The 23,092-nt window shown below is 61.9% G+C and carries 33 protein-coding genes and 1 tRNA gene; 30 read left to right on the top strand and 4 right to left on the bottom strand.

What is annotated here, in order from left to right:
• Window positions 1–5 precede the first annotated feature (5 nt).
• The 9 genes from LG047_RS15480 to LG047_RS19820 all read left to right on the top strand — a co-directional run bounded on the left by LG047_RS15480 (window position 6) and on the right by LG047_RS19820 (window position 5,082).
• Window positions 6–932, top strand: coding sequence for a DNA cytosine methyltransferase (locus tag LG047_RS15480; protein WP_227967637.1), 927 nt, complete (start codon window positions 6–8; stop codon window positions 930–932).
• Window positions 929–1,261 carry a hypothetical protein gene (locus tag LG047_RS15475; protein WP_227967636.1) on the top strand — a complete coding sequence of 111 codons (333 nt, stop codon included), beginning with the start codon at window positions 929–931 and terminating at the stop codon, window positions 1,259–1,261. Before LG047_RS15480 ends, LG047_RS15475 begins: the two co-directional genes overlap by 4 nt.
• On the top strand, window positions 1,251–1,463 hold the full coding sequence (locus tag LG047_RS15470; protein WP_227967635.1) for a hypothetical protein: 213 nt from the start codon (window positions 1,251–1,253) through the stop codon (window positions 1,461–1,463). The genes LG047_RS15475 and LG047_RS15470 overlap by 11 nt, the downstream gene beginning before the upstream one ends.
• Window positions 1,460–2,653, top strand: a complete 1,194-nt coding sequence (locus tag LG047_RS15465; protein WP_227967634.1) for a primase-helicase zinc-binding domain-containing protein — start codon at window positions 1,460–1,462, stop codon at window positions 2,651–2,653. Before LG047_RS15470 ends, LG047_RS15465 begins: the two co-directional genes overlap by 4 nt.
• Window positions 2,653–3,960, top strand: coding sequence for an AAA family ATPase (locus LG047_RS15460; protein ID WP_227967633.1), 1,308 nt, complete (start codon window positions 2,653–2,655; stop codon window positions 3,958–3,960). The genes LG047_RS15465 and LG047_RS15460 overlap by 1 nt, the downstream gene beginning before the upstream one ends.
• Before the next feature lie 14 nt (window positions 3,961–3,974).
• Window positions 3,975–4,475, top strand: coding sequence for a DUF6362 family protein (locus LG047_RS15455; RefSeq protein WP_227967632.1), 501 nt, complete (start codon window positions 3,975–3,977; stop codon window positions 4,473–4,475).
• 68 nt (window positions 4,476–4,543) lie between these two features.
• A tRNA-Thr gene (locus LG047_RS15450) sits at window positions 4,544–4,619 on the top strand.
• A complete protein-coding gene (locus LG047_RS15445) occupies window positions 4,619–4,795 on the top strand; it encodes a hypothetical protein (RefSeq protein ID WP_227967631.1) in 177 nt (58 codons plus the stop codon). Before LG047_RS15450 ends, LG047_RS15445 begins: the two co-directional genes overlap by 1 nt.
• Before the next feature lie 98 nt (window positions 4,796–4,893).
• Window positions 4,894–5,082 (top strand): DUF3310 domain-containing protein, encoded by a 189-nt coding sequence (locus LG047_RS19820; RefSeq protein ID WP_227968514.1) that lies wholly within the window; start codon window positions 4,894–4,896, stop codon window positions 5,080–5,082.
• Window positions 5,083–5,089: 7 nt separating this feature from the next.
• Here LG047_RS19820 and LG047_RS15435 read toward each other — a convergent pair whose 3' ends face one another.
• Entirely contained in the window at window positions 5,090–5,311 is a 222-nt protein-coding gene (locus LG047_RS15435) for a helix-turn-helix transcriptional regulator (protein ID WP_227967630.1), read from the bottom strand.
• Window positions 5,308–5,517 carry a hypothetical protein gene (locus tag LG047_RS15430; protein WP_227967629.1) on the bottom strand — a complete coding sequence of 70 codons (210 nt, stop codon included), beginning with the start codon at window positions 5,515–5,517 and terminating at the stop codon, window positions 5,308–5,310. Before LG047_RS15430 ends, LG047_RS15435 begins: the two co-directional genes overlap by 4 nt.
• Before the next feature lie 113 nt (window positions 5,518–5,630).
• Between LG047_RS15430 and LG047_RS19815 the strand changes: the two genes are divergently transcribed.
• The 13 genes from LG047_RS19815 (at window position 5,631) to LG047_RS15365 (ending at window position 16,505) form a co-directional block, all read left to right on the top strand.
• Window positions 5,631–6,095 carry a helix-turn-helix domain-containing protein gene (locus tag LG047_RS19815; protein ID WP_227967628.1) on the top strand — a complete coding sequence of 155 codons (465 nt, stop codon included), beginning with the start codon at window positions 5,631–5,633 and terminating at the stop codon, window positions 6,093–6,095.
• Window positions 6,096–6,309: 214 nt separating this feature from the next.
• Window positions 6,310–6,792 carry a terminase small subunit gene (locus LG047_RS15420; protein WP_227967627.1) on the top strand — a complete coding sequence of 161 codons (483 nt, stop codon included), beginning with the start codon at window positions 6,310–6,312 and terminating at the stop codon, window positions 6,790–6,792.
• Complete coding sequence (locus LG047_RS15415) at window positions 6,713–8,008, top strand: terminase large subunit domain-containing protein (RefSeq protein WP_370635059.1); 1,296 nt, start codon at window positions 6,713–6,715, stop codon at window positions 8,006–8,008. The genes LG047_RS15420 and LG047_RS15415 overlap by 80 nt, the downstream gene beginning before the upstream one ends.
• Window positions 8,009–8,379: 371 nt before the next feature.
• Window positions 8,380–9,456, top strand: coding sequence for a DUF4055 domain-containing protein (locus LG047_RS15410; RefSeq protein WP_227967625.1), 1,077 nt, complete (start codon window positions 8,380–8,382; stop codon window positions 9,454–9,456).
• A gap of 114 nt (window positions 9,457–9,570) precedes the next feature.
• The gene (locus LG047_RS15405; RefSeq protein WP_227967624.1) at window positions 9,571–10,359 is read left to right on the top strand and encodes a DUF6651 domain-containing protein; all 789 of its coding nucleotides are present in this window, start codon (window positions 9,571–9,573) and stop codon (window positions 10,357–10,359) included.
• A 112-nt stretch (window positions 10,360–10,471) separates the two neighbouring features.
• Window positions 10,472–11,596 carry a P22 phage major capsid protein family protein gene (locus LG047_RS15400; protein WP_227967623.1) on the top strand — a complete coding sequence of 375 codons (1,125 nt, stop codon included), beginning with the start codon at window positions 10,472–10,474 and terminating at the stop codon, window positions 11,594–11,596.
• 91 nt (window positions 11,597–11,687) lie between these two features.
• The gene (locus LG047_RS15395) at window positions 11,688–11,873 is read left to right on the top strand and encodes a hypothetical protein (protein WP_227967622.1); all 186 of its coding nucleotides are present in this window, start codon (window positions 11,688–11,690) and stop codon (window positions 11,871–11,873) included.
• Window positions 11,874–11,887: 14 nt separating this feature from the next.
• Window positions 11,888–12,304, top strand: a complete 417-nt coding sequence (locus tag LG047_RS15390; protein ID WP_227967621.1) for a hypothetical protein — start codon at window positions 11,888–11,890, stop codon at window positions 12,302–12,304.
• Window positions 12,305–12,306: 2 nt separating this feature from the next.
• Window positions 12,307–12,963 carry a hypothetical protein gene (locus LG047_RS15385; RefSeq protein ID WP_227967620.1) on the top strand — a complete coding sequence of 219 codons (657 nt, stop codon included), beginning with the start codon at window positions 12,307–12,309 and terminating at the stop codon, window positions 12,961–12,963.
• 3 nt (window positions 12,964–12,966) lie between these two features.
• Window positions 12,967–13,854: a hypothetical protein gene (locus LG047_RS15380; RefSeq protein ID WP_227967619.1), complete on the top strand. Its 888-nt coding sequence runs from the start codon at window positions 12,967–12,969 to the stop codon at window positions 13,852–13,854.
• Between the two features lie 8 nt (window positions 13,855–13,862).
• On the top strand, window positions 13,863–14,129 hold the full coding sequence (locus LG047_RS15375; protein WP_227967618.1) for a hypothetical protein: 267 nt from the start codon (window positions 13,863–13,865) through the stop codon (window positions 14,127–14,129).
• A 16-nt stretch (window positions 14,130–14,145) separates the two neighbouring features.
• Entirely contained in the window at window positions 14,146–14,334 is a 189-nt protein-coding gene (locus LG047_RS15370; RefSeq protein WP_227967617.1) for a hypothetical protein, read from the top strand.
• A gap of 155 nt (window positions 14,335–14,489) precedes the next feature.
• Entirely contained in the window at window positions 14,490–16,505 is a 2,016-nt protein-coding gene (locus tag LG047_RS15365; protein ID WP_227967616.1) for a hypothetical protein, read from the top strand.
• Here the strand turns inward: LG047_RS15365 and LG047_RS15360 are convergent.
• On the bottom strand, window positions 16,502–17,023 hold the full coding sequence (locus LG047_RS15360; protein WP_227967615.1) for an HNH endonuclease: 522 nt from the start codon (window positions 17,021–17,023) through the stop codon (window positions 16,502–16,504). The genes LG047_RS15365 and LG047_RS15360 overlap by 4 nt on opposite strands.
• 206 nt (window positions 17,024–17,229) lie before the next feature.
• Here LG047_RS15360 and LG047_RS15355 point away from each other — a divergent pair, with 206 nt between their 5' ends.
• The 3 genes from LG047_RS15355 to LG047_RS15345 all read left to right on the top strand — a co-directional run bounded on the left by LG047_RS15355 (window position 17,230) and on the right by LG047_RS15345 (window position 18,697).
• Window positions 17,230–17,667 carry a hypothetical protein gene (locus LG047_RS15355; RefSeq protein ID WP_227967614.1) on the top strand — a complete coding sequence of 146 codons (438 nt, stop codon included), beginning with the start codon at window positions 17,230–17,232 and terminating at the stop codon, window positions 17,665–17,667.
• 1 nt (window position 17,668) lies between these two features.
• Window positions 17,669–18,157, top strand: coding sequence for a hypothetical protein (locus LG047_RS15350; protein ID WP_227967613.1), 489 nt, complete (start codon window positions 17,669–17,671; stop codon window positions 18,155–18,157).
• Window positions 18,158–18,235: 78 nt separating this feature from the next.
• Complete coding sequence (locus tag LG047_RS15345) at window positions 18,236–18,697, top strand: hypothetical protein (RefSeq protein WP_227967612.1); 462 nt, start codon at window positions 18,236–18,238, stop codon at window positions 18,695–18,697.
• Here the strand turns inward: LG047_RS15345 and LG047_RS15340 are convergent.
• The gene (locus tag LG047_RS15340) at window positions 18,694–19,473 is read right to left on the bottom strand and encodes a GIY-YIG nuclease family protein (protein WP_227967611.1); all 780 of its coding nucleotides are present in this window, start codon (window positions 19,471–19,473) and stop codon (window positions 18,694–18,696) included. The two genes, LG047_RS15345 and LG047_RS15340, sit on opposite strands and share 4 nt — an antisense overlap.
• On the opposite strand from LG047_RS15340, the gene LG047_RS15335 reads away from it, so the two are divergent.
• From LG047_RS15335 to LG047_RS15315, 5 genes are read left to right on the top strand one after another with little or no spacing between them, the layout of a single operon-like run.
• Entirely contained in the window at window positions 19,427–21,631 is a 2,205-nt protein-coding gene (locus LG047_RS15335; protein ID WP_227967610.1) for a hypothetical protein, read from the top strand. The genes LG047_RS15340 and LG047_RS15335 overlap by 47 nt on opposite strands.
• A gap of 59 nt (window positions 21,632–21,690) precedes the next feature.
• Window positions 21,691–21,909 (top strand): hypothetical protein, encoded by a 219-nt coding sequence (locus tag LG047_RS15330; RefSeq protein ID WP_227967609.1) that lies wholly within the window; start codon window positions 21,691–21,693, stop codon window positions 21,907–21,909.
• Window positions 21,910–21,912: 3 nt separating this feature from the next.
• Window positions 21,913–22,509 carry a hypothetical protein gene (locus LG047_RS15325; protein WP_227967608.1) on the top strand — a complete coding sequence of 199 codons (597 nt, stop codon included), beginning with the start codon at window positions 21,913–21,915 and terminating at the stop codon, window positions 22,507–22,509.
• Complete coding sequence (locus LG047_RS15320) at window positions 22,506–22,871, top strand: hypothetical protein (protein WP_227967607.1); 366 nt, start codon at window positions 22,506–22,508, stop codon at window positions 22,869–22,871. Before LG047_RS15325 ends, LG047_RS15320 begins: the two co-directional genes overlap by 4 nt.
• A 23-nt stretch (window positions 22,872–22,894) precedes the next feature.
• The gene (locus tag LG047_RS15315; protein WP_227967606.1) at window positions 22,895–23,089 is read left to right on the top strand and encodes a hypothetical protein; all 195 of its coding nucleotides are present in this window, start codon (window positions 22,895–22,897) and stop codon (window positions 23,087–23,089) included.
• Window positions 23,090–23,092 lie beyond the last annotated feature (3 nt).

Below are 23,092 nucleotides of genomic sequence, written 5' to 3'. Positions count from 1 at the left end.
GTGCGATGAGCGGTCCGGCGATCATCGATCTGTTTTCCGGCGCATGTGGCGGGTGGTCGCTTGGCATGCACCGCGCCGGCTTTCGCACTGTAGCAGCGTGCGAGGCCGATCCATGGCGACGCGTGGTGTTCTCCTACAATTTCCCAGATGCGCGGATGTATGACGATGTTCGAACGCTCACGGCAAGCCGAATTGTTTCCGATCTCGGGCGCTTGCCAGACGCCATCGTCGGAAGTCCGCCATGCCAAGACGCGAGCCTCGCAAACTCCCGCGGCAAAGGCGTCAAAGGCGAAAAGACAGGGCTCTTCCGTGACGCCCTTCGGCTCGTCTCCGAATGCCGGCCTCGTTGGTGCTCTTTTGAAAACAGCCCTGGCCTCAGAACTCGCGGCGCAGACTGGATCATCGGCGAGCTGGAGGGAATGGGCTACGCCGTCTGGCCGTGCGTGGTCGGTGCTGATGATATCGGAGCGCCCCATAAACGCAGCCGGGTCTGGTTCATTGCTGCCGACACCGCGCAAATCGGACGGGGAGCGGGGCGGGCGTGGCGATCAGATCGCCACGCTTCGCGGGCGGCAGATGAAACACGGCGGCCGGCAGTTGGTTCCGACCGCAACGGCGACGGATTACGGATCGAATTGCGGAGGAGCAGCGGAGCGCACAGGGAAGGTGCGGCCGTCATTACGGACGATGATCGGGACGCCGCGCGCGAACAAATGGGGCGAGCCGGACTCGCATGGGCGGACGATTGGCGTGACTGGCACGGCGGCATTGCTGGCCACGTACGAGTGGATCATGGGCTACCCGCCTGGCTGGCTCGCGATTGCATCAGCGCATACGGCGACGCAATTCTCCCGCAAATCTCGGAAGTGATTGGGCGATCAATCTGGCGAGTAGAAGCGGCGCTCTCTGCATTGACGGGACCTCGCCCATGAAATTCGGCGACATACCCGCATCCGAACAAGTCACGGAACGTGAGCGCGCGTTACTCGCGGAAGCGCTGCATATCTTGCGCAGCCGCGATCTGACATGGGGCGGCGGGGGAAGGTCTGTCACCTGGTCCGACATGTTCGCGGCTATCGCGGCCAGCGCCTATCGCGCGCAACGGAAAGCGGTAATCGAGTTCGACACGAACGCGCTGCGCGAGAGCGAATGTCTCGACGCGGTGGGGAACATGCTTCTGTCGATATTTCTGCATCGGGATGACGTTGTTCCGATTTTGCAGGGTCATCCAAAGACGAAAGGGCGGCGCAATGCGAAGTGAAGCGAAGTTTCTCGGGATCGTGAAAAACGGGGCTGGGTTGCTGTCGTCTTTCCGCTTGCCTCCTGATGAGCGGGGCGCGGTTGCCGCGCATATTGAAGCTGGGAAAAGCCTCTACGCATGGGCGATGCTTTACCCATACGATGAAATCAGGATTGAGCCGCTTTCCCGCCGTGACGCGAAAGGCTGGGAGGTGGCGCGATGAATGACGCGGCTTTTGAAGCATGGGTTGAGAGCGCGAAAGCGGCGCGGATCGAGGATGTCGCTGCTACCGTGCTCAATCTGAAAGTCCAGGCGCGTGGAGAGCTGCAAACCGCCTGCCCGAACTGCGGCGGGTCGGATCGATTTTCGATCAACGCCGCGAAGGGCGTATGGAATTGCCGCGGCGCCAAGGGCGGACATGATGCAATCGGCATGATCATGCACGCGCGAGACTGCGACTTCATCGCCGCCTGCGAGCTGATCACCGGGGAAGCGCCGCCAAAGCGCGAGAGCACGTTCAAGCCGCGTGACCCGCAGATAGACAGGGAAAAGCGCGAGGAACGGAAGGATGAGGACCGCGACCGCGCCGCGCAAGAGGCGGCGGAACGCGAGCGACAGGCGAACCGAGCTGAAGCCCTTTTCGGACAGGCGCAGCCGATCGAAGGAACGCTTGCCGAACGCTATTACGCGCGGCGCGGGATCATTCTCGGGGCGTTTTCGACAACGGACCTCGGGTTTATTCCGGCGCTCGCCTATCGCGGGTTCACGGATCCCGACGCGGAAGAGGAGACCCATCTGGGCGACTTCCCGTGCATTCTTGCGGCCGCTCGAGATGCTCGAGGCGTCATCCGCGGCGTGCATCGGACCTATCTCGATTCAGAAGGAAGAAAGCTGCGCCCGCCCGGCGACGCGAACCGGAACCACGCCAAGAAAGGCACGTTCCGCATGGGTGGCGCCTCCATCATGCTTCAGCCGCCGGCGGATGGGGTCTTCGCAATCGGGGAAGGGATTGAAACCTGCCTTTCGTGGCTGGCGCTCGCGCAGCGTGGGGAGTTCGGCGACGAATACGCCGCCGCCGGGGCAGCGGCGGCCTACAGCCTCGGTAATCTCTGCGGGAGCGCCACGGGTAGCAAGCCGCATCCATGCCCGCCACGGGGCCGGAAAAACGCCACCATCTATAACGGAGAGCCTGACATGTCGTCGCAGGCGGTCTGGATACCGGAAGGCGTGCGGCGCGTGGTCATTCTCGGGGACGGCGACAGCGACCCGTCTGAAACCCGCGCGCGGCTTCAGACCGGCGCTGCGCGGTTCCGTCGGCTGGGTTTTGAGGTTCTGATCCATATGGCCGGGCCCGGGCCGATCGACTGGAATGACGCGATGCTTTCGACGATGGCCGAACAGAAAGCGGCGTAATGCTCGTGGACCTTCCCCTCCCCCAGACGCTGGAAGAGTTTGTCGAAAGCTCGCGGCCATATCTCACGCCGCCGCGGGAGAAGCGGCTTGGGCGCATATCGATCGGGGAGGTTGCAAAGCGCGATGTGCGCCCGCCGGATTTCGTCATTGACGGCTGGATGGTCGCGCGGGAGCAATCCTTCCTTGCCGGGGAATCCCAGTCTGGAAAATCGTTCCTCGCGCTTCACGCGGGCATGTGCATCGCCACCGGCGCCGATGTTCTCGGGCGCAAGACCAAGGCCGGTCTGGTCATCTATCAGGCGGGGGAGTCCGGGTTTGGCGTGCAGGGGCTGCGCATCCCCGCCTGGATACAGCACTTCGGCGAAGGCCGCGACTTCAGCGACGTGCCGTTCGAGATAATCCCCTCCCGCGTTAACCTTTTCCGCCCCGACGGCAATGCGGAAGAGTTCCACCAGGTGATAGCGGCGATACAGCGGGAATGGGCCGGCCGGGCGGAGCTGCGCGCGGTGATCATCGACACCATGTCGAAGTGCATGGCCGGCGCCAATGAGAACGACGGGCGCGACGTCGGGCGTGTTCTGGAGCATGGCGAGCGCATATCGCGTGAGACGGGCGCGCATGTGTGCTTTGTCCACCACTTGCCGAAGAACGGGAGCGGTATGCGCGGACACGGCAGCTTGAAGGGCGACACGGATTCCGTCGCCATGGTGTCGGTCAAAGACGGCGTGCGCACGGTCTATTTCGACAAGGTTAAGGACGGGGAAGCCGGCGGGAAGCTGTGTTTCGAGCTGTCGCAGGTGAAGATCGGCGTCCGTGACGATGGCGTCCCGATTACGAGCTGCGTGGTCATCCCGGTCGGCGAGAAGGAAGCGGCGAGGAAGGCCGATGCGGCCAAGGGCTTCATGATCCGCCCCAAGGAAGAGGTGATCTTCAGGGCGCTGCTGAATGCGCTGAAGGCGCGCGGCGTCTATGCGACGGCGGAAATGGAAGACGCGGGCGTCACGCCCGGCGTCATCGCGGTGCAATTCACGGACTGGCGGGAAGAGTTCAAGAAGGTCGCGGCGCCGGATTCCGAGGGCGAAGCGCCATCCAATGACGCGATCCGGAAATACTGGGAGCGCTGGTCAGGCGGGCTTCAGAAGTTCGGCGTCATCGGCTGGTCCCGACCATGGGTTTGGCACACGGGCAAGGTGATACGGGGTTTCCCGGAGACCCTGCCGGATTGGGACAATGAGCGGACGGAAGCCGGGCGCGCGCAGGGACAGAGCGCGGACACGTCGTCTTTCGACGCAACGCCGGGATTTTAGCGAAGGGGATGCGAATGGACGAATGGACCAAGGAAATCGTCTTTCACCGCTATCTCGAAGCGGCGGACGTGTTGCGACGCCTGCCGCCAGTGCGGTTCCCGAAAGAGTTCGGCAACGCATGGCCGGACGTGTTGCGGGACATGGACGATATTCGCGGACACGATCCGGACGAACGGGTGAGAGAGTTTGCGGCTGTCGCGCGCCGTGCGCCGCCGCCTGCCGCCGCCATTACGCGACAGGAAGAGGTAAACGATTGGACAAATCGCTATTTGCGCGCATGGCCGGGGCCAAGGCGCGTGTTGCTCGCTTACGCGCTGTGTGTCGTTGCAGGGCTTAGTTTTCGGGCGCTTTGCAGAAAAAGAGGCTGGGCGCGGACGACGGCCATGCGTCGAATTGACAAGGCATTGCTTATAGTTCGCGATGGTTTGTCCAAGGATAACATAGCCTTGCGCATGGCTGATGTTGACTTCGTGGGCCAAATGGAGCCAAATCCGCCCCATGAGATGGCACGTTAGGGATAGCGTGCTTATCCAAGAGATATCTCCGGCCCGGCTTAATGATGGCGGGGCCTATCCCATAAATCGCCGCAGTAGCTCAGTTGGTAGAGCAGCCGATTTGTAATCGGCCGGGCGCCGGTTCGATTCCGGCCGGCGGCTCCATGTCCGGAACGCGCATGGGCGAAATCAGCGACCCTTACCCGCATCTGCCACGCCGCGCACTATACGCCGACGTGAAGCCTCGCAACCGCGAGCCCCGCGCGAAGAAAGCGGACGATCTGGAAACCGCTCGCGCCGCGCTCACGAAGCGCAAACCCGCCAAGCGCGGGGATAAGTGACGCGAGCAAGTTTCGATGCTTCACAAGAGCGATGGGGCCAAATGAGCGCCGTTGACCACCCTGACCATTACGGCGGGGGATAATCCCCCTATGAGGCAATCAAGGTAATCGAGGCGTGGGAGCTCGGGTTCCATCTCGGCAACACGGTGAAATACATTTCCCGCGCCGGGAAGAAAAACCCCTCGAATGAAATCGAGGATTTGGAAAAGGCGGCGTGGTATCTGGCCCGCCGCATTGAGAAGCTGAAAGCTGCGCGCTCGCCAAGCGCCCGCGAATGCAACCCGTAAGTTCGCCTTACAGGTTGCCGCCCGTCATATCCGCCGGAACGCCAAAGCGCCGGAACATCTCGGCAAGGCGCGCGACCTGGGGAGTTATCGGCTTCCGCCCGCCTTCCATGTCGTTGATCTGCTGGCGGAGGTTCTTGCGGTCGGTTGAGCGATAGCCAAGAGCCATCGCCCAATCGGCTTGAGACAGGCCGCACGTTTCGCGCGCGGCCCGGAGTTCGGCGGGGGTCAATTGATCGTCTCGCCGCGCAGACGCTGGAGAGCCCAACGGCTCCATTCGGCGTCGGAGCAGTCGTCCGAATATGTATTCGTCACGGCGTCGCGGACGGATTTAATCGCCTGCTCGCGCTCGTCGAAATCCATGCCAAGGCCGTTATTTGTCCATGCCTCGAAAACGGCAATCACAACGGCGTCAAAGCGGGTCTCGTAATTAAACATCGTCTCTCTCCATCTCTGGGCTCGCCGCATTGGCGATAATCAATAGATAGCTGGCTATTGACGCTTTGTCAAGTTGACACTATATATTTTTTGCAGATTATTGGAGCGCCAACATGTCAACCGCTGAAAAGATTCGTGAGTTAGCTGATAATGGGCTTACGGCATCGCAGATATCTCGCGAATTAGGAATTAGCAGGCAGCGCGTTAGCCAAATAGCAAAGCGCGAAGGCATAAAAACTGTTCCTTGGGTTTATTCTGCCCCTCCCCGACCAAGAGTTAAAACGGGCGGAGTAGATATAGAGATCACCCGTAGGGCCGCGGGGTCAATCGCGGAGCTGCTTGTCGCGGCTGATCTAACTGCCAGAGGTCATCTGGTATATATGCCAATAAAGTGGTCTCGCGGGCACGATCTGATATCCCTAAAGAACGGGATATTGCGCACATTCGAAGTTAAATGCGGCACCCGGCTAACGTCCGGGCGCTTGTCATTTGACAAGAAAAACGCCGCCAATTCTGACCATTATGCGGTTGTCTTGACTGGCGAAGTTGTCAGCTATGACCCGCCTATTGACGAATAGGACAATGACGCAAACCCTATACGTCGTCGTCATGATCTGCGCCGCTAACGCGCCATGCACGCCGCAAACCGCCCCGCGCCTATCAATCCATGAGAGCGCCGCAAGGAGTCATCCTCTGCGGCCTCCCAGCAACCATAACCATCGCCCAAAGCCCAGCCGGGCCAGCGCCAAATGAATACATCCGCACCAGATGCGAGTTGAGACGTGACTGAAAATGACGGCCCTCAATAATCCGAAATGGGAGCGCTTCGCCCAAGAGCTCGCAGCCGGTAAAAGCTCAACCGACGCTTATACGACAGCGGGGTATAAAACAGACCGCAAAAACGCCCATAAGCTACGACACCACCCGGACATTATACGGCGGTTGTCCGAATTGCTCGCCGAGCGCGATAAAATGAACGCAGAGGCCACTAAGAGGGCCACTGATGCGCTTTCTATCGACGCCGCATGGGTGCTAGCCGAACTGGTCGACAACGCACGTGCGGCCAAATCCAAGGGCGATTTCGGGCCGGCGAATAAAGCCCTCGAATTGATCGGCCGCCATCTCGGCATGTTCATCGAGCGCCACGAACTGACCGGCGCCAATGGCGGCCCTGTCCAGCACACAATCACGGCAGATGACGCTTTCAGAGACATTATCGCGGCACTGGACGCAGTTGGACGCGCCAAGGCAGGCGATGGTCGAGCGCCGGGCTAAGTGGCTGCATACCGCCCGGCCAGCTCAACTCCCCCCGCCGCATGATGATTGGATGTTTTGGCTGCTATTGGCTGGGCGCGGCTTCGGAAAGACTCGAACAGCAATGGAAGACGCCGCATGGTATGGCGCGACGCATCCACGTGAACGAATTGCCCTGATCGCGCCGACATATGCGGATGGGCGCGATACGATGGTAGAGGGCGACAGCGGTCTGTTGTCGCTACTCCCGTCGTCAATGCTGAAGACATGGAACCGCTCGCTTGGCGAGATGATCCTCGTCAACGAAACGAGATACAAGCTTTTCGCCGCTACGGAGCCGGAAAGGCTCCGCGGGCCACAACATTTTCGGGCGTATGCGGATGAATTGGCGGCTTGGGAAAAGCCTGAAACCTGGGACCAGATGCTTTTCGGGTTGCGCCTCGGAACGCGGCCAAAGGTCATCATCGCGACCACGCCGAAGCCGACGCCGCTTATAAAGCGCATCGCTACAGATCCTCGCACGGTGGTCACGCGCGGTTCCACATTTGAAAATTCCGCCAATCTGGCGGCTACCACGCTCGAACAGCTCAAGGCCAAATACGAAGGCACGCGCCTTGGCCGGCAAGAGCTAAACGCGGAAATTCTCGACGACCTGCCAGGAGCCTTGTGGACGCGGGAAATGATCGATTCCGCGCGGGATATGCGAGAGGCGCCGGCAATGGCCCGCGTCGTTGTCGCAATTGACCCGTCTGGCGCGCGCAGTTCGAGCGATGAAGGCGCGGATTCGATCGGCATTGTTGTGGCCGGCAAGGGTGTCGACGGCCGGGCGTATGTGCTTGCGGACAGGACATGCAAACTGTCGCCGGCCGGATGGGGAAGGCGCGCGGTCGACGCCTACCACGAGTTCAAGGCTGATCGCATCGTTGCCGAGAGAAACTTCGGCGGCGCGATGGTTGAGCACGTCATTCGCACGACAGATCAGAGAGTTTCATTCCGGGAGGTTGTCGCGTCGCGCGGGAAGGTTGTTCGCGCGGAACCGGTGGCCGCTCTGTATGAGCAAAAGCGCGTCTCTCATATCGGCGCACTGTCCGACCTCGAGGACCAAATGTGCCAGATGGCGAGCGACGGTTATCTCGGAGACGGCTCGCCTGACAGGGTAGACGCTCTCGTTTGGGCGCTGTCGGAACTTATGCTTTCGGACGCCGGCCCTGCGGTCGTCTCCCCGCTGCGGATTTAGGATCGATGGAAGAAACACCCGACACACGTTCCGCAGCCGTCGAGAGCATGGCCGTGCATTGGCCGATGATCGATGCTCTTGTCGGCGGGACGCGCGCCATGCGCGCCGCGGGAGAGCTCTTCCTCCCCAAATGGCCGGCGGAAACATCTGACAGCTATGCAAGTCGCCTGAAGACAGCGACGCTGTTCCCGGCATTTGCGCGCACAGCGTCCGTAATGGCCGCGAAGCCCTTCGCGCGCCCGCTGACGATCGAAGGCATTATTCCGCCCGACGTGGAAGAATTGCTTGAAGACGTCGACATGCTCGGGACGGGGCTTCAGCCTTACGCCGCGCAGTTGATGCTCGATTGCCTCCAGACCGGCCTTGTCGGCGTGCTTGTCGACTTCCCCACGGCTGAGGGCGTTCGCACGCTCGCCGATGAGCGCGCGACGGGCGCTCGGCCATATTTCACGCGCTACCCGGCCGGCTCGATCCTCGGTTGGCGCACCACGCGCGGCGAATCCGGCCTCGAGCTGTCGCAGCTCCGGCTTATGGAGTGCGTCACCGAAGATGTCGGCGAGTGGAGCGAAAAGGAAGTCCACCAGGTCCGCGTTCTCTATCCGGGCCGGTGGGAGGTATGGCGCAAGATCGAAAGCGGCGCGAATGCGGGCAATTGGGCGCTCTACAAAGAGGGCCTGACTTCAATCCGCAGGATCCCGTTCGTGTTCTTTTACGGGCTGCGTCATGGCTTTGGCGTCGGCATGTCGCCGCTGCTGGACCTCGCGCACCTGAACGTCGAACACTGGCAATCTGCGTCCGATCAACAGAACATCTTGCACGTCGCGCGCGTGCCGATCCTGTTCGCCAAAGGCTTCACGGAAGGTGATCAGATCGTCGTCGGCGCGGCGTCGGCTGTCCGCGCAATGAGCACGGAGGCGAGCCTCTCCTATGTGGAGCATTCCGGCAAGGCCATCGAAGCCGGCCGCCAGTCGCTCTTGGATATCGAGGACCGGATGCGCCAGGCCGGCGCCGAGCTTCTTGTCCAGCGCCCGTTGATAACCACCGCCACGCAAGTCTCATCAGAGGCGGAAGGCGGGCGTTCGATCCTGCAATCGATCGCCGAAGGGTTCGAGGAGTCGCTCGAGGAGTGCGTCCGGCTGATGGCCGAATGGCTCAACCAGAGCGCCGATCCTGAAATCGAGCTCTACAAAGACTTTGGCTCGTCAAACATGGCGGAAAAGACCGGAGACTTGCTGCTGCGCGCCGCTGACGGCGGGATTGTCTCGAAAGAGACGGCGTTCAAAGAGCTTCAGCGCATCGACGTCATTTCGCCAGAAGTCGAATGGGAAAAAGAAATGGCGCGTCTCGCCGCTCTTGATGCGGCCGAAGAAGACGAAGGCGAACAAGACACAGAGGAAGACGACACGGAAGGCGACGGCGAAGATATGGAAGACCCGCCGGCGCAGTAGCGCGCACCATCTTTGAGCGAATGAAGCCGCCTCTCGGGCGGCTTTTTTTATTGCCTGAAGCCGGACGGCGACGGGCGCAAGGCCGGGAACGGTCATTAACGGTTGGAAAGCCGCATGAAACTGAAGATTGACGAAAATGGCCATGTCGTCGTTGCCGACGGGAAACCCGTCTATGTCCACGATGACGGCAAGGAAATCCCCTTTGACGCTCCCGCGGCGGTCGCAAAGATTGGCCAACTGAACGGCGAAGCGAAGGGCCATCGCGAGGCGAAGGAAGAGGCTTTCGAAAAGCTGAAGGCGTTTGAGGGCATCGAAGACGCTGCGGCCGCGCGCAAGGCGCTCGAAATCGTCGCCAATCTCGACGCCAAGAAGCTTGTTGACGCTGGCGAAATGGAGCGCGTCACCGAGCGCGTCAAATCCGAAGCGGTCAAGGCATACGAGGAAAAGCTCGCTGCTCTCGACAAGAAATACGCGCCCATCGTCAAGGAACGCGATCAGCTTCATCAGCGGCTGGTGCAGGAGAAGATCGGCGGCGCCTTCTCGCGATCGAAGCTCATCGCCGACAAGCTCGCCATTCCGCCCGACATGGTGGAGGCGCGCTTCGGCTCCGCCTTCAAGCTCGAGGGTGATCAGATCGTCGCCTATGACGCGAGGGGCGAAAAGATTTTCTCCCGCATCGAGCCGGGCGCCGTCGCTGGCTTTGACGAAGCGCTCGAAATCCTCGTGGACGCCTATCCCTACCGCGACAACATCCTGAAGGGTTCTGGCGCCCACGGCGGCGGCGCTTCTGGCGGCGCTTCAGGCGGCGCCGGAAAGCAGATGAGCCGCGCGCAGTTCGCAACGCTCTCGCCAGAGGCGCAGATGGCGCACATCCGCGGCGGCGGAACACTGTCTGACGGCTGATTAGCAGCCTGATTTCCTAGCCCGACCTCGGATGAGGGAGGGCGCAAGGGCTGGATAGCCCATCCCCTCAGAAACCTCCCTCATCCCCGGAGAACCCCCCATGGCGAATACTTTGACCGGGCTCGTGCCCGACCTTTACGAAGCTATCGACATCGTTTCGCGCGAGCTCGTCGGCTTCATTCCTGCCGTCACTATGGACGCCAATGCGGCGCGCGCTGCGGTCAACGAAGAAGTCCGCGTGCCGATCGCTCCCGCTGCGGCCGCCGCCGACGTCACGCCCGGCCAGCTCCCGCCCGACACCGGAGACCAGACGATCGGTTACACGCCGATCAAGATCACCAAGTCGCGCGTGGTTCCGTTCCGCTGGACCGGCGAAGAGCAGCAGGGCGTCAACAACGGCGTCGGCTATCGCAATATCCGCCGCGACCAGATCGCGCAGGCTGTCCGCACGCTCGTGAATGAAGTCGAGAACGACCTTGGCGGCCTCTATATCCGGGCTTCCCGCGCCTATGGCACGGCCGGAACCACGCCGTTCGCGTCGGACCTGTCCGACCCGGCCCAGGTGCGCAAGATCCTCGCCGACAACGGCGCGCCCATGTCCGACCTGCAGATGATCATCAACACCACGGCCGGCGCCAAGCTGCGCTCGCTCGCCCAGCTCAACAAGGCGAACGAAGCCGGCACCACCGAGTTGCGCTCGCAGGGCATGTTGCTCGATCTGCACGGCTTCATAATCCGCGAGTCCAATGGCGTCGCTTCCGTGACCAAGGGCACGGGCGCCAGCTATCTGGTCAACAATGCGTCCGGCTATGCCGCCGGCGACACCACGATCGCGCTGGACACTGGTTCCGGCACGGTTCTCGCGGGCGACGTCGTGACCTTCGGCAGCGATACGAACAAGTATGTCGTCGGCACGGCGCTTTCCGCGGGCAGCCTCGTGCTGAACGCCCCCGGTATGCGCCAGACGCTCGCCGACAACACCGCGATGACCGTCGGCAACAACTACACCGCCAACATGGCGTTCTCCCGTTCGGCCATGGTGCTTGTCGCTCGCGCGCCGGCCCTTCCGGAGGAGGGCGACATGGCGGACGATCGTATGACCATCACCGACCCGCGCTCGGGCATGTCGTTCGAGTTCGCGATGTATCGCCAGTATCGCCGCGTTCGTTACGAGGTGTCGCTGGCGTGGGGCGTGGCCAACATTAAGCCCCAGCATACCGCGTTGCTCTTGGGGTGATTTTCGCTTTGCTTTCAATAGCTTAGCGATAGCAATAAACGCCTTCGCGACGTTCCTGCAATGGTCGCGAAGGCGCAACACGAGAAAGACAATGGAAATCCAGATCGAAGACGCCGCGCCCAAGGCGCCCGCGAAGCCCGCCGCAGAGAAGCCCGCTGCGAAGCCGCGCCTGATCAAGATGAAGCGCAACCCGGAAACCTTCGCCGCTCCGCATGAAGCGGAAGTCCATATCAGCGAAGTTGAGAATTACATCCGCGGCGGCTGGGTGGTCGCGTAAGAAGGATCGTGGGAATGGCGTTGACGGATGCACAGAAGACCGACGTTCGGCGCTTCGCCGGCTATTCGCTGCGCGCCAACTTCCCCGCGACGGAAAATTCCGATGAGGCGGACATCATCATCGGCGGCGGCAACTTCACGACGCTGGTGCATGTTCTCGACTATCTTTCGCCCGCTGAAGAAGCGACGATCGTCAACGTCTACCTGACCAATCTGACCGCTTTGGAAGCGGCTATTCCCGCGGCGAGCGACAATCTCGACACCGACAAGGCGGCGGTGTGGGAGCACAACCGCGATGAGGTCGCTCATCGAACGGCGCTCTTTGACCAGTGGCGGCGCCGCATGTGCGGGTTTCTGGGTGTGAAGCCCGGGCCGGCGCTTGGCGGCTCGGTTTCTGGCGGCGGAATGAATATCTCGCTTACGAGGGGCTGAAGATGGACGGCGCGAAGGCGCAGGCAAAAATCTGGCGCGGCTACGGAAAGGCCGCGCTGCGCCTCGGAACGTCGTTTTCCGTCTATCGCGCAACGAACTGGATAAACCCGATTCAGGCGCTCAATCTGCGGACGACGATCCTCGCTTCGTTCACGCCGTCGTCAACTGATCAGTTCGGATACGGGAAATCGCTGAAGCCTGAAGACTATCTCCGCAACGGGCTCTTTGACGCGACAGACCTGCTCCCCCGCGATATTCTCAAGGGCGACAAGGGGACGTTCTACATCGCCGCTCTTGAGCCGCTGTTGCCGCCGACATGCGTTCGCTGTGACCGCACGATTTCACTGCGAAGGCAGGCCGCTCAGACGCCGCAGATAGGCGAAGCGCCCTATGGCGGCGTTTCGATAGCGGGAGAGACAGCGCTCGCTTCTGGCGTTCCCGCGGCGATCCTGAAGGCGTCGGCGTCGACCCGGCCCAAGGGGCTGTTGCCGTCCGACGCGCCCGGCCCGACCGGATTTCAAATCTTCGTCCCGCTCCCGAAAGGCGCCGTGCGCGACCGCGACGTTATCGCCGACGATGAGGGCTACCGCTACCATGTGTCCGACGCGCAATGGACGCTCAACGGCTACCGGCTTGAAGCCATCAGATTGCAGGCGTGACGCATGGCGGACTTGTCAGATGTGACCGCGGCGATTCTCGATCTTGCCGTCGCCGCCGTCTATCCGAACGGAACGGGCCAGCCGTCCGTTTCGTCGACGCCTGTCCGGCTGTTCGAGGGGTGGCCGATCGCGGACCAACTTGACCTCGATTTGCAGGGCAAGCAGCTCGACGCTTCCGGAGCGGTCGTCAGCAACGGCGTCGGGCCGATCGCGAATGTCTCTGTGTTCCCGATGCAGGGGACATCGCAAACCTTCCAGATACTCGACAAGCCCTATCAGATTGTCCCGCCGGCCTATGGGCTGACATCTTCCGTCGCCAGCGGCGTCATGACCATTACGGGAACGCCGACACAGGGGGAGTTCGTCACGATCGTTGTCGACGGTCGCTATGGCTACTCCCGCGGCGGCGCGACGGCGGCTGAAATCTGCGCTGCGCTGCTGGCCGATGTTCAGGTTGATTTCCCGTCGGCTTCCGCCAGCGGCAACACCCTGACCATCCCCGGCGTCGAGTCGATCGAAGTCAGGCATGGCGCGCCGGCGACGATGGGGCAGGTCACGCACCGCCAGCGCCATACGATAATCGTCACTGTCTGGGCGCCGTCGAACGATCTTCGGAAGGCGCTCGGCGCCGCGATCGATCAAAAGATCAAGGCCAATCTGCGGTTGACGCTTCCCGACACGTCGCAGGCGATATGCGTCTACGATCGCACGATTCAAACCGACAATTTCGAGACGATGCAGGTCTATCGGCGCGACCTCTACTACGCCGTCGAATATGCGACGCTCGAAACCTGGACCGCTCATGTCGTCACGCTCGTTACGACGCGGTGGACGGCGCAAGATGGCGTGACCGGCTCACAAATCGGCGAAACCATAACCACGATCAACTGAGGGCCGCTATGAGCGAAGTCGTATCGATCAGGGGCGGTGCCATCCCGTCGCCGGCCGATGGCCCGTGCGAAGACGTTATCGAGTTGCTCGAACGGGCGCTTGAAGACGCGAAGGCGGGGCGCGTGCGCAGCGTCGGGATTGCCTACACAGTGGAAGATGGCGATCCCCAGCCGCTCATTCATACCGCATGGCATGTGGAGCCGCGATACTTCCCGCATCTGTTTATGGCGGTTTCGCGGTTGACGATGCGCCTTCAAGACGCATTCGACGAATAATCACAAGAGGCGCGAGATGTATCAGCTTTCCGTCAACACGGCTTTTGGCCGCTACAATGTCGGCGACATCATCGCCGATCCGGTCGAAGTGGAAGCGCACATGCACTCGCCCTTCGTTGTGCGTGTCTGGGTTGATGACCCGCCGGAAGCGCATCCATCGTCGCATCATCACCGCAAGCGCGGGAAGGATGCGTCGGAACAGTAACGAGCCTTGGGCAAGCTCTCCGCCCGCGCTGTGAAGCGCCGGCCGTCCCGTTGATGGAGCCCGCAAGTTTCGCGGCATGAGCCGCCCCGCCAGCCCCGCCATGTGCGGGGCTTTTTGTTGCCCGCCGTGATGGCGCGCATGTCCCACGAAGGAAAATGAACATGCCCACCTTCCTCGAAGGTCAGCAAAATTTGAGCGCGCTCCAGGTTCCGGGCGTCTACACTGCGATCGTTCCGCCGCAGCCTCTCCTTACCGGCGTTCCGACCAACATGATGGGCGTCGTCGGCGTCGCATCGTGGGGGCCGGTCAATTCGCCGCTCGCGTTCTCCGGCCCCGATAGCTGCTCCACGCTGTTCGGCGTTCCGCAGGTGCGCAGCCACGATATGCCGTCCTATGTCTGGGCGGCGTCTCAGGTCGGCTCTGCGATCGGCTATTACGGTGTCCGCGTCACTGACGGGACCGACACCGCCGCTCAGGCGACGATCCAATCGAACTGCCTCACGCTGACGGCGAAATACACCGGCACGCTCGGCAACAAAATCCGCTTCCAGATCGTCAGCGGGTCGAAGGCCGGCTCCTATATGGCCGTCGTCTCCTTCCCGGGCCGCCCTCCGGAGCAGTTCAACAATATCGGCGTCGGCGTCGGATCGATCGCGGTCACGTCCGGCACGGGCTATACCAGTGTTCCCGCCGCATCGGTCACGGCGGCGCCCGCCGGCGGCATCAATGCGGTCATCAACCCGACCCTTAAGGTGGTGACGGCGACGGTCAGCGCCGGCGGCTCGGGCTATGTCGTCGGCGACACGATCACTTTGACCAACGGCGTGGTTCTGACCGTCGCCACGGTCACGACCGGCGCGGTTGCGACGGTCACGATCACCAACGCAGGCCAGATCACCGGCGGCGCCGCGCCGACGAACCCCGTCACGCCGTCGTCGACCTCCGGCTCCGGAACGGGAGCGACCTTCACTCTCGCATGGGGACTCGGAACCCCGATCATCGTCACCCCGGGCGAAGGCTATCTCACGGCCCCGACCGTCTCTTTCACGGGCGGCGGCGGCTCTGGCGGATCCTACACGGTTACGCTGTCAATCTGGCGCAATCTCGCCAATGCGATCAACCTCGGGTCCAATCAGCGCCCGGCGTCTTCCTTCGTCACGGCTTCCCCCGGCGCGGGGACGGCGGCCCCGACGCTTTCTTCGGTCGTCACCCTCTCCGGCGGTTCTGACGGCGCCGCTGGCGTGACGGATGCGACCCTTGTCGGCGTCGACACCTATCCGCGAACCGGCATGTATGCGCTTCGTCGCACCGGCATCGACGGCTTCACGCTCTGCGATCATTCCACGTCCAGCCAGTGGGCGGCGATGGATGTTTTCGCCATGCAGGAAAGCTGCTTCAACGCCGTTTCGACGGTATCCGGCGACACCATTTCCAATGCCGTTGCGACGCGCAAAAACGCCGCTCTCGACGATTTCTTCACCTGGATCTCGGTTGGCGACTGGCCTTCGTTCTATGACTCCCAGAACGGCCTTGTTCGGCAAATCTCTCCCACCGCTTTCATGATCGGTTGGGCCGGCAATTCGTCGCCGGAACTGAGCCCGCTCAACAAGCAGCTTCGCGGCGTCGTCTCGACGCAGCGAACGCAGGCGGGCCAGACCTATTCCGATGCTGAGCTCGAACTGGCGGAAACCGGCGGCGTCGATTTGATCGTCGGGCCGCCGACAACGCCCGGCGGCGACTATTTCACCTTCATCTGTGGCCGCAACGCATCCTCGAACACCGCCGCGAACGGCATCGAATGGACGCGCCTCACCAACTATCTGGCCCGGTCCTTCCAGTCGAAAGCGGCTGGCTCGATTGTTGGCCGGCTGCAGTCGAACCGCCCAGATGACCGCACCCGCGCCGACGCGAAAGCGCTCATCGACGGCTTCCTCGGGTCGCTGAAAGACCCGGCTGTCGGGTCGAACGGCAACGGCATCATCGAAGACTTCGCGACGGTTTGCGATCTCAGCAACAACCCGCTGATCCTGCAGGCGCGCGGCTTCCTGTTCCTGTATGCCGCGGTGAAATATTTCAACACGGTCAGATATTTTATCATAAAGCTGGCCAGCGGCGGGACGGTCGATGTTACATCGCAGTCCACCCCGCCGCAAATACAGCAATTCTTCTAGTAAAGGCGTGAAAACTCACCGTATATCCGGGCGCTTGCGTCTTCTCTGGCTTTCGCGGCTTCTTCTTTTGTTGCGAACATCCCAAGATGCAGGCGTTTCCGGTTTACGGTGATGTATGCGACCCACCTGCCGCAGTCCTTTTGCAAATGAACGCCTTTTATGCCGCTTTTGTTGCGCTTGTGGCATGGGACGTTCGATTGGTTTTGGCTGCGCGTCGCCAATCGTAGATTTCTCCATCTGTTATCTGACTTGTTCAGATTGATGTGGTCAACGTCTCCAACCGGCTGTTCTCCGGTCATTATGATGTAGGCGAGCCGGTGCGCCGCCCAATGTCTGTGGTCAATCGAGATGTATCGGTAGCCGGTTGGGCGCAGCGTTCCCGCCTCTTTACCGGCGTCGCGATAATTGCAGACATTTGGCAAGCCATCGCGCCAGCGCCATGTGAAAACTCCCGTCTCAGGGTCGTAATCGAGAATCGACTTCAGATATTCTTGGGTGATAGTCTTACGCTCAGCCATCGGCCCGGCTCCTACGGGTTGGTGGTTAGAGGCCGCCGACCTTTCGCAGAGGTCCGGCGGCTTCGCTGTTTATAGCGTAATTCCATCACTACTTGAATCGTCAAACCGCCAAAGCCCCGCCAACGCGGGGCTTTTTCTTTGCCAGCGTCGCGAGGCGCCGGCGCCGGCCAGTCGTGAGACGCGCCTGTCATTGGATGGAGGCAATCTTGCCAATAAATGGAATGAACGTCGGGCGCGATTACACGTTCGGCTATTACGATTCGAACACCGGCCAGATGGTCGACTTCGGCGACATCCAGAGCGTCAGCATCACCGCGGATTATACAGACGTTGTATCGCGTCCCTACAACGGCCCGCCGCGTTTCGGTTATATCCCGAACGGATTTTCAATTTCGTTCACCATCACCCGCACGGGCAAGGATCTGGAAGAATTTCAGTTGCTCGCCGCGCAGCGGTTCGACGAAGGTCAGATCGATAGGCCGGGCTATCTCTCCGAAACTGTGACCAATCAGGATGGCACGGTGTCGCGCTATCAATACACCGGCTTCGTGTTCAAGCTCACGAACCTTGGTGAAATCTCGCGCGATACTGTGATCCGACAATCAGGCGTCGGCAAGGCGTCGAAAAAAGTGAAGATTCCGTAACATGAAAGCATCGGATGAAATTCTCTCGCGCTACAATCGCATTGAGCGCGAGCTTGATGGGCTTGGTCGAACGATCGGCGTAAGGCGGCTGAAGCCTTCGCAACAGATAAAGGTGCAGGGCCTCACGCCCGACCTCGAGGGCTCGGGGAAGCAAATCAACCCCGAGACAGGCGAGGAAATGCTGATCCCGCATCGTGCGCCGGCCATTCTCGCCGCTTCCGTGGTGGAAATCGACGGCGTTCCGATCCCGTTTCCGAAGACGCGGGGCGAACTCGACTCGGTTCTTGACCATCTCGATTCAGAAGGGCTCACCGCCGCCGGCGCCGCGATGATGCGGCTTATGGTTGGCGACGAAGACGGCGGGATTGACGCCGCAAAAAACTCAGCAAGGACGCCGACCTCCGACAGCGCCTCTGGCTCGTCAGAAACGGCGTCCCTTTCGACGTCGCCTTCGCCCTCTACGACCACGAACTTGCCGCCTACGGCGTAATCTTCGGGGAGTTCGAGGGCCAGCGCTGGAATTGGGAAGCCGGCCGCTGGGAAGACCCGCCGCCATCGTGAGGGGCATATGCGCACGCTCGCCGACTTCGCCAAAGACCTCGCGCGCGCCGATGTAATGTTCGAGTTCGCCCGTCACGAGGCGCTTGAGAAAGCCTGTCAGATCGTCGAAGACGAGGCAAAGCGCGTCATCGGAACGTATGACTACGGTTGGAAGCAACTGGCGCCGGCGACGCAGCGCGAGCGCGTGAGGCTCGGCTTTACGCCGAATGACCCACTGCTACGCTCGGGCGAATTGCGGGACTCGATTACGCACCATGTCGTCACGGGCCTGACCGGGACGGGCGCTATGCGCGAGGATGCGGGCTATGTCGGCTCGCCGTCGAAGATCGCGCTCTACCAGGAGCTCGGGACGGCACGTATCCCGCCCCGATCATTCCTTGGTGGGGCTGCGCGGGCCAAGGAAGGCGAAATCCACCGCATAGGCGCAACTGCCTTTCATGCGGTGCTAACGCGCGCGCTGGCCCCTTAATAGCGGCCGGCGGCGCGGCGGCGCTTCGTGTCAGAATAAGCCGGCCACAGCATCAGGAACGGCAAGACGGCGCCGGCGGTTCCCAGCCAATCGGGCACAGACCCTGACATGACGGCGATGACGGCGAGCATGACGAAGGTCATGACCGAATAGACAGCCGTGCGAAAGGCGACCATCAGCGCCCCGGCTATCCCAAGCGGCGGGGCCGGCGGTAGCGTGACAGGTTGAGCGGGTGCGGAGCCTATCTCAAGGCTCGCCGGGGCCATCGCGCGCCCCAGCTTCCCGGCTGCGCCCATAACAGCGGAAATCGCCAGTTCGGGGGAGACGTCGAACCACTCGCCGTTGACGCGATGGGGCGCAAGCATGGCGTGCGCCGCTTGCTCAATGTCATAGCCATTCCCCGGCGTCGCGCCGATGAAGGCATATTCGATCGGGAACGGGGAGCCTGTCCGCAGTTGCGCGAGGCGAGCGGCTGGATTGGTGGTCACGCCGATCTTGATCATGTTGTGGTCGCCACGCACCACGTAAACGAATGACCCGTCAACGCGGGGGGCGGTTTGGCGCTGGGTTGATTGCCCGGCGTCGAAAGAAACGCCCGGCCGAATGCCGAAAAAGCTCGGCCCGCTGAACCATAATTTCATCTGATGGCCTCCAAAGCCCGCGAATTCGGGTTGTATACCCGTTGCCGGGGGAGGCTCAATGCGGCGCGCTGGGCTGGGGAGATAGCTGATGTCCGGTTCCGCATACGAGGTTTTCACCAAAATCTCGATGATCAACAACGTCAGCGGTGTCCTCGCTGTCGTTGCGAAAGACGTTCTGGCCCTTGAGGGCGGCGTCAACCGGCTTCAGAAGGCGTTTTCCGAGATCAACCGCGTTTCCCTCGCCGTCGGCGGCGGGCTGGCCCTGTTCGGCGGGACGGCGGCGCTCGCCGGCCTCAACAAGATGGTTGAGCACGGCGAGAAGCTGGTCCACGTCAAGCAACAGCTTATTGCCGCCGACGTGAAGGGCGCCGAGCTCGCGGAGGCGACGGCGAAGGCGTGGGAAACCGCCTCCCGCTACGGCATGTCCGTGACCGGCGTGCTCAATGATATCAAGGAGCTGCGCACAACATTCGGCTCCACGAAAGCGGCGATGCAGTTCCTCGACCCGCTCGAACAGATGCGGATCGTGCTCAACACGGTTACGGAGGGCAAGGGCGACGCCGCGCGTTCAGCGGTCTATGAGATGGGCCGCGCTGGCGAGCTGAAGGGGCTCCAGAAGCCAGAAGATTTCGTCAGCTATTTCAACTCGATGACGAAGGCGATTTCCGCCTCTGGCGGGCTTGTCGACCCGAAAGCGTTTGTTCAGGCGACGCAATATGGCCGCCTCGCAACCAAGGGGTGGGACGAGGCTTTCTACACGCAATATCTGCCGTCGCTCATTCAGGAAATGAAGCCAAGCGGCGCCGGCACGGCGCTTATGTCGCTTTTCGGCACTATCGCGCAGGGCAAGGCGTCAAAGCGCGCGACGGAAGCGATGATCGATGCGGGGCTTATCACCGACCCGTCAAAGATCGTCTACAACAAGGTCGGGCCAGCCGGTTTCCGCTACGGCGCGGTTGAGCAGTCTGATTTGTTCGTCCTCAACCCGGCGGTCTGGGCGCGCGACGTTCTGGGGCCGATCCTTGAAAAGAAGTTCGGCGAGCTATCCGTCGACAACCCGAAATTGATAGGCGGGCTTGGCGACATGTTCGGCAACCGCATGTCGGCGCAAGCAATCGCGTCGCTTGTCGCGGAATCCCGCCGCATCGAAAAGGACGCTGGCCAAGCGCGCCAAGCGCGCGGGCTCGACTTCGCCGGCCAAGCGATGGCGCACGATCCGACAATTGCCATGGGGCGCTTCAAAACAGCTTGGGACAATCTGCTCACCGCTTTCTCGGAGCCGCTTGTGCAGCCGAAAATCGACATCATGAACAAGCTTTCCGGCGCCATGAACAAGCTGGCCGAATGGGCGACGAAGAACCCGGCAAGCGTCGAAATGCTCGGCAAGGGCCTTGTTGGTCTCGCCGTCGGGCTCACCGCGCTCGGCGCCACAGCGATTGTCGCCTCTCTGGCGCTACTCGCCGGCCCGGCTGGCCTCATTGCCGGCTTCGCGTCGGCTATGGCCGCGGTCATCGCGCTCAATTGGAACTCTCTCAACCCGAATTTGCGGGACTTCTTCACCGGGATGAGCCGGCTTGTCGGCATCGGCTGGGACGTCCTGAAGGTCGGGCTTGATGGTTTCGTAAAGGTGCTTGGGATCATCCCCGGCGTCATCGTCGACGTCGCCAAGTCAATCATGAGCGCCCTCGGATGGGTAAAGAGCGCGATCGGCGGCTTTTTCTCAAAGACCGGCTTTGATGGCGGCGGAATGGGCGGCGGCGGCATCGTCAACGCCTCCTATGGCGGCGCGGCCGGCGGCGGCGGCGGCGGCGGCGGGAGCATCGTCTCCCTTGGTCACAAGCTGCAGGCCATGGGGTATCGCGTGTCGGAACATCCGTCCTTTGGCGGCGTGCATCCGGTCCACCATGGGCGCGGTCATTACGAAGGCCGGGCGATCGACGTCAACATCGGCAACGGCGTATTCGAGGCCGGAAACCCGGCGGCGGCTGCGAAGTTCGACGCTCTGGCGTCGTCTCTGCGCGGACAGGGCTACAAGGTCATCTGGCGGGCGCCGGGCCACTACAACCACATGCACGTTGAAGCGCCGCGCGGCGGGCGGGTGAATTTCTCGCCGCCTGTGAAGCGATCGACGGGCGGCGGCGGTGGCGACGTGGTGCTGAAGGTGGACGGTCGGGAGCTGGGGCGCGTGGCGTCGCACCAAATCGCCCGCGTTCACGAACACTCGCGCCAGGCGCCGTATTTCAACGGGCGTGGCATGTTCGCCGGACCTGACACGCAATTCGCGGTCGGTTAACGGATTGCTCTTGGCGGCGATAGCGCCAAAATATGACCCGTCTCACAAAGAGGTGGATCATGCGTTTTTTTGTTATCGCCGCTGTCGCGCTCGTCTTCTCCGCTCCGGCTGTCGCCGGATCATGCCGCTACTATAGCTACGGGTCGCACGGCGCGACTTCCTGCACGGGCGGATTTCATGAGCTGCGCGGCCATGGCCATACGCAGCGCTGGGGCATCCGAAACGGCGGGATCTCGCGCTATCCGGGCTCGGATTGGCCGATCTATCGAACGAGGTAACCCGTGGCGCGCGACATCTTGACGCTCGGAGGGATCGTCTTTGACGATTTCTCCACGCCTGAACGAATGCCATTCGGCGGCGAGCAAACGATGGTCGTCCATAAGCTCCCGGGCGGCTCGCGCGTCATTGACACAATGGGGCCGGACGACGCGGACATTCATTGGAGTGGCCGGCTGTTCGGCGACAACGCCTATGAGACGGCGCTGGCCTTGGACGCCATGCGCCGCTCTGGCGTCACTCTCCCGCTGACCTTCGCCGGGCAGGCGTTCACCGTCGTCATAAGCGAGTTCAGCGCCAATATCGAGCGCCTCCCGGTCAGCGTGGCCTATGACATCACCTGCGTCATCTCGCCGGCCGGCGCCTTCTCTGGCGTGTCGTCTCTGGGCGGGACGTTGCTCGCTTCAGCAGATCTTGCCGCGGCCGTGGCGCTCAATGGCGGCGCCCTCGCAACCGTAGCGCCGCCAGATGACGGGCTCACCTTCGTCAACGTCCCCGTTCCGACCGGCCAAATCCCTGAGTTCGTGCGGCGCCTTCCGACGCGCCTCCCCGGCAGGCCGGGCGTGCTTTGGAGCAACGGAGGGGTGATCAGCGTATCATGAGCCTTCCCGTCTCCATTCAGGCGAAACTCGCCGCCGTGCAGGCCGCCTATGCAGCGGCAAGCCCGATCGAAACCGCCCCGCCTCTCGTCTTTGCTGATCTTGACCAGAAGGCGGTCGCGCTAATCGCCGCGGTTGACGCGCAAGTTTTGGCCGTTGGCGCGAAGATTGACGCTTTCGCCGCTGCGCCACCGCCAGTTGCGATGGTCGCGGCGATCGAGGCGCTCACGCAAGACGCGATCGATGAACTCGACGCCTTCGAACTGCGCTCCTACATCGGCCGATTCACCGCCGGGATCGAGCTCATCGAAGGCTGGGGCAAATACTTCGCTCCCGCGAAGCCCGTCACCGTCACCACGTTGTAAAACATCTCTCGCGAGCTCCAAAAATGAACCTGTCGGCGATTACCAAGCTCGCGGTCGAACGCGCAGACGACCTCGAGCCAGAGTCCGCGTTCCGCATTCTTCTAGCGGCATTCGCACCAAGCCTCTCAGAAGAAGACAAATCGAATTTTGTCTCCGCGCTGGCACAGGTTGCAGACGCATACGCTCAGGCGGTGGTCAGTTCGGCGGCCTACGACTAATAC

This window comes from Methylocystis sp. WRRC1 (genome assembly GCF_020733155.1).
Classification (GTDB): Bacteria; Pseudomonadota; Alphaproteobacteria; order Rhizobiales; family Beijerinckiaceae; genus Methylocystis.
This window is presented reverse-complemented; position numbering and strand designations above follow the sequence as displayed.

Bases quoted from the DNA above. Each gene is read 5' to 3' on its own strand.
- LG047_RS15480 (WP_227967637.1), top strand. From the start codon at position 6: ATGAGCGGTCCGGCGATCATCGATCTGTTTTCCGGCGCATGTGGCGGG.
- LG047_RS15475 (WP_227967636.1), top strand. From the start codon at position 929: ATGAAATTCGGCGACATACCCGCATCCGAACAAGTCACGGAACGTGAG.
- LG047_RS15470 (WP_227967635.1), top strand. From the start codon at position 1,251: ATGCGAAGTGAAGCGAAGTTTCTCGGGATCGTGAAAAACGGGGCTGGG.
- LG047_RS15465 (WP_227967634.1), top strand. From the start codon at position 1,460: ATGAATGACGCGGCTTTTGAAGCATGGGTTGAGAGCGCGAAAGCGGCG.
- LG047_RS15460 (WP_227967633.1), top strand. From the start codon at position 2,653: ATGCTCGTGGACCTTCCCCTCCCCCAGACGCTGGAAGAGTTTGTCGAA.
- LG047_RS15455 (WP_227967632.1), top strand. From the start codon at position 3,975: ATGGACGAATGGACCAAGGAAATCGTCTTTCACCGCTATCTCGAAGCG.
- LG047_RS15445 (WP_227967631.1), top strand. From the start codon at position 4,619: ATGTCCGGAACGCGCATGGGCGAAATCAGCGACCCTTACCCGCATCTG.
- LG047_RS15430 (WP_227967629.1), bottom strand. From the start codon at position 5,517: ATGTTTAATTACGAGACCCGCTTTGACGCCGTTGTGATTGCCGTTTTC.
- LG047_RS19815 (WP_227967628.1), top strand. From the start codon at position 5,631: ATGTCAACCGCTGAAAAGATTCGTGAGTTAGCTGATAATGGGCTTACG.
- LG047_RS15420 (WP_227967627.1), top strand. From the start codon at position 6,310: ATGACGGCCCTCAATAATCCGAAATGGGAGCGCTTCGCCCAAGAGCTC.
- LG047_RS15415 (WP_370635059.1), top strand. From the start codon at position 6,713: ATGACGCTTTCAGAGACATTATCGCGGCACTGGACGCAGTTGGACGCG.
- LG047_RS15405 (WP_227967624.1), top strand. From the start codon at position 9,571: ATGAAACTGAAGATTGACGAAAATGGCCATGTCGTCGTTGCCGACGGG.
- LG047_RS15395 (WP_227967622.1), top strand. From the start codon at position 11,688: ATGGAAATCCAGATCGAAGACGCCGCGCCCAAGGCGCCCGCGAAGCCC.
- LG047_RS15390 (WP_227967621.1), top strand. From the start codon at position 11,888: ATGGCGTTGACGGATGCACAGAAGACCGACGTTCGGCGCTTCGCCGGC.
- LG047_RS15385 (WP_227967620.1), top strand. From the start codon at position 12,307: ATGGACGGCGCGAAGGCGCAGGCAAAAATCTGGCGCGGCTACGGAAAG.
- LG047_RS15380 (WP_227967619.1), top strand. From the start codon at position 12,967: ATGGCGGACTTGTCAGATGTGACCGCGGCGATTCTCGATCTTGCCGTC.
- LG047_RS15375 (WP_227967618.1), top strand. From the start codon at position 13,863: ATGAGCGAAGTCGTATCGATCAGGGGCGGTGCCATCCCGTCGCCGGCC.
- LG047_RS15370 (WP_227967617.1), top strand. From the start codon at position 14,146: ATGTATCAGCTTTCCGTCAACACGGCTTTTGGCCGCTACAATGTCGGC.
- LG047_RS15365 (WP_227967616.1), top strand. From the start codon at position 14,490: ATGAACATGCCCACCTTCCTCGAAGGTCAGCAAAATTTGAGCGCGCTC.
- LG047_RS15360 (WP_227967615.1), bottom strand. From the start codon at position 17,023: ATGGCTGAGCGTAAGACTATCACCCAAGAATATCTGAAGTCGATTCTC.
- LG047_RS15350 (WP_227967613.1), top strand. From the start codon at position 17,669: ATGAAAGCATCGGATGAAATTCTCTCGCGCTACAATCGCATTGAGCGC.
- LG047_RS15345 (WP_227967612.1), top strand. From the start codon at position 18,236: ATGCGCACGCTCGCCGACTTCGCCAAAGACCTCGCGCGCGCCGATGTA.
- LG047_RS15335 (WP_227967610.1), top strand. From the start codon at position 19,427: ATGTCCGGTTCCGCATACGAGGTTTTCACCAAAATCTCGATGATCAAC.
- LG047_RS15330 (WP_227967609.1), top strand. From the start codon at position 21,691: ATGCGTTTTTTTGTTATCGCCGCTGTCGCGCTCGTCTTCTCCGCTCCG.
- LG047_RS15320 (WP_227967607.1), top strand. From the start codon at position 22,506: ATGAGCCTTCCCGTCTCCATTCAGGCGAAACTCGCCGCCGTGCAGGCC.
- LG047_RS15315 (WP_227967606.1), top strand. From the start codon at position 22,895: ATGAACCTGTCGGCGATTACCAAGCTCGCGGTCGAACGCGCAGACGAC.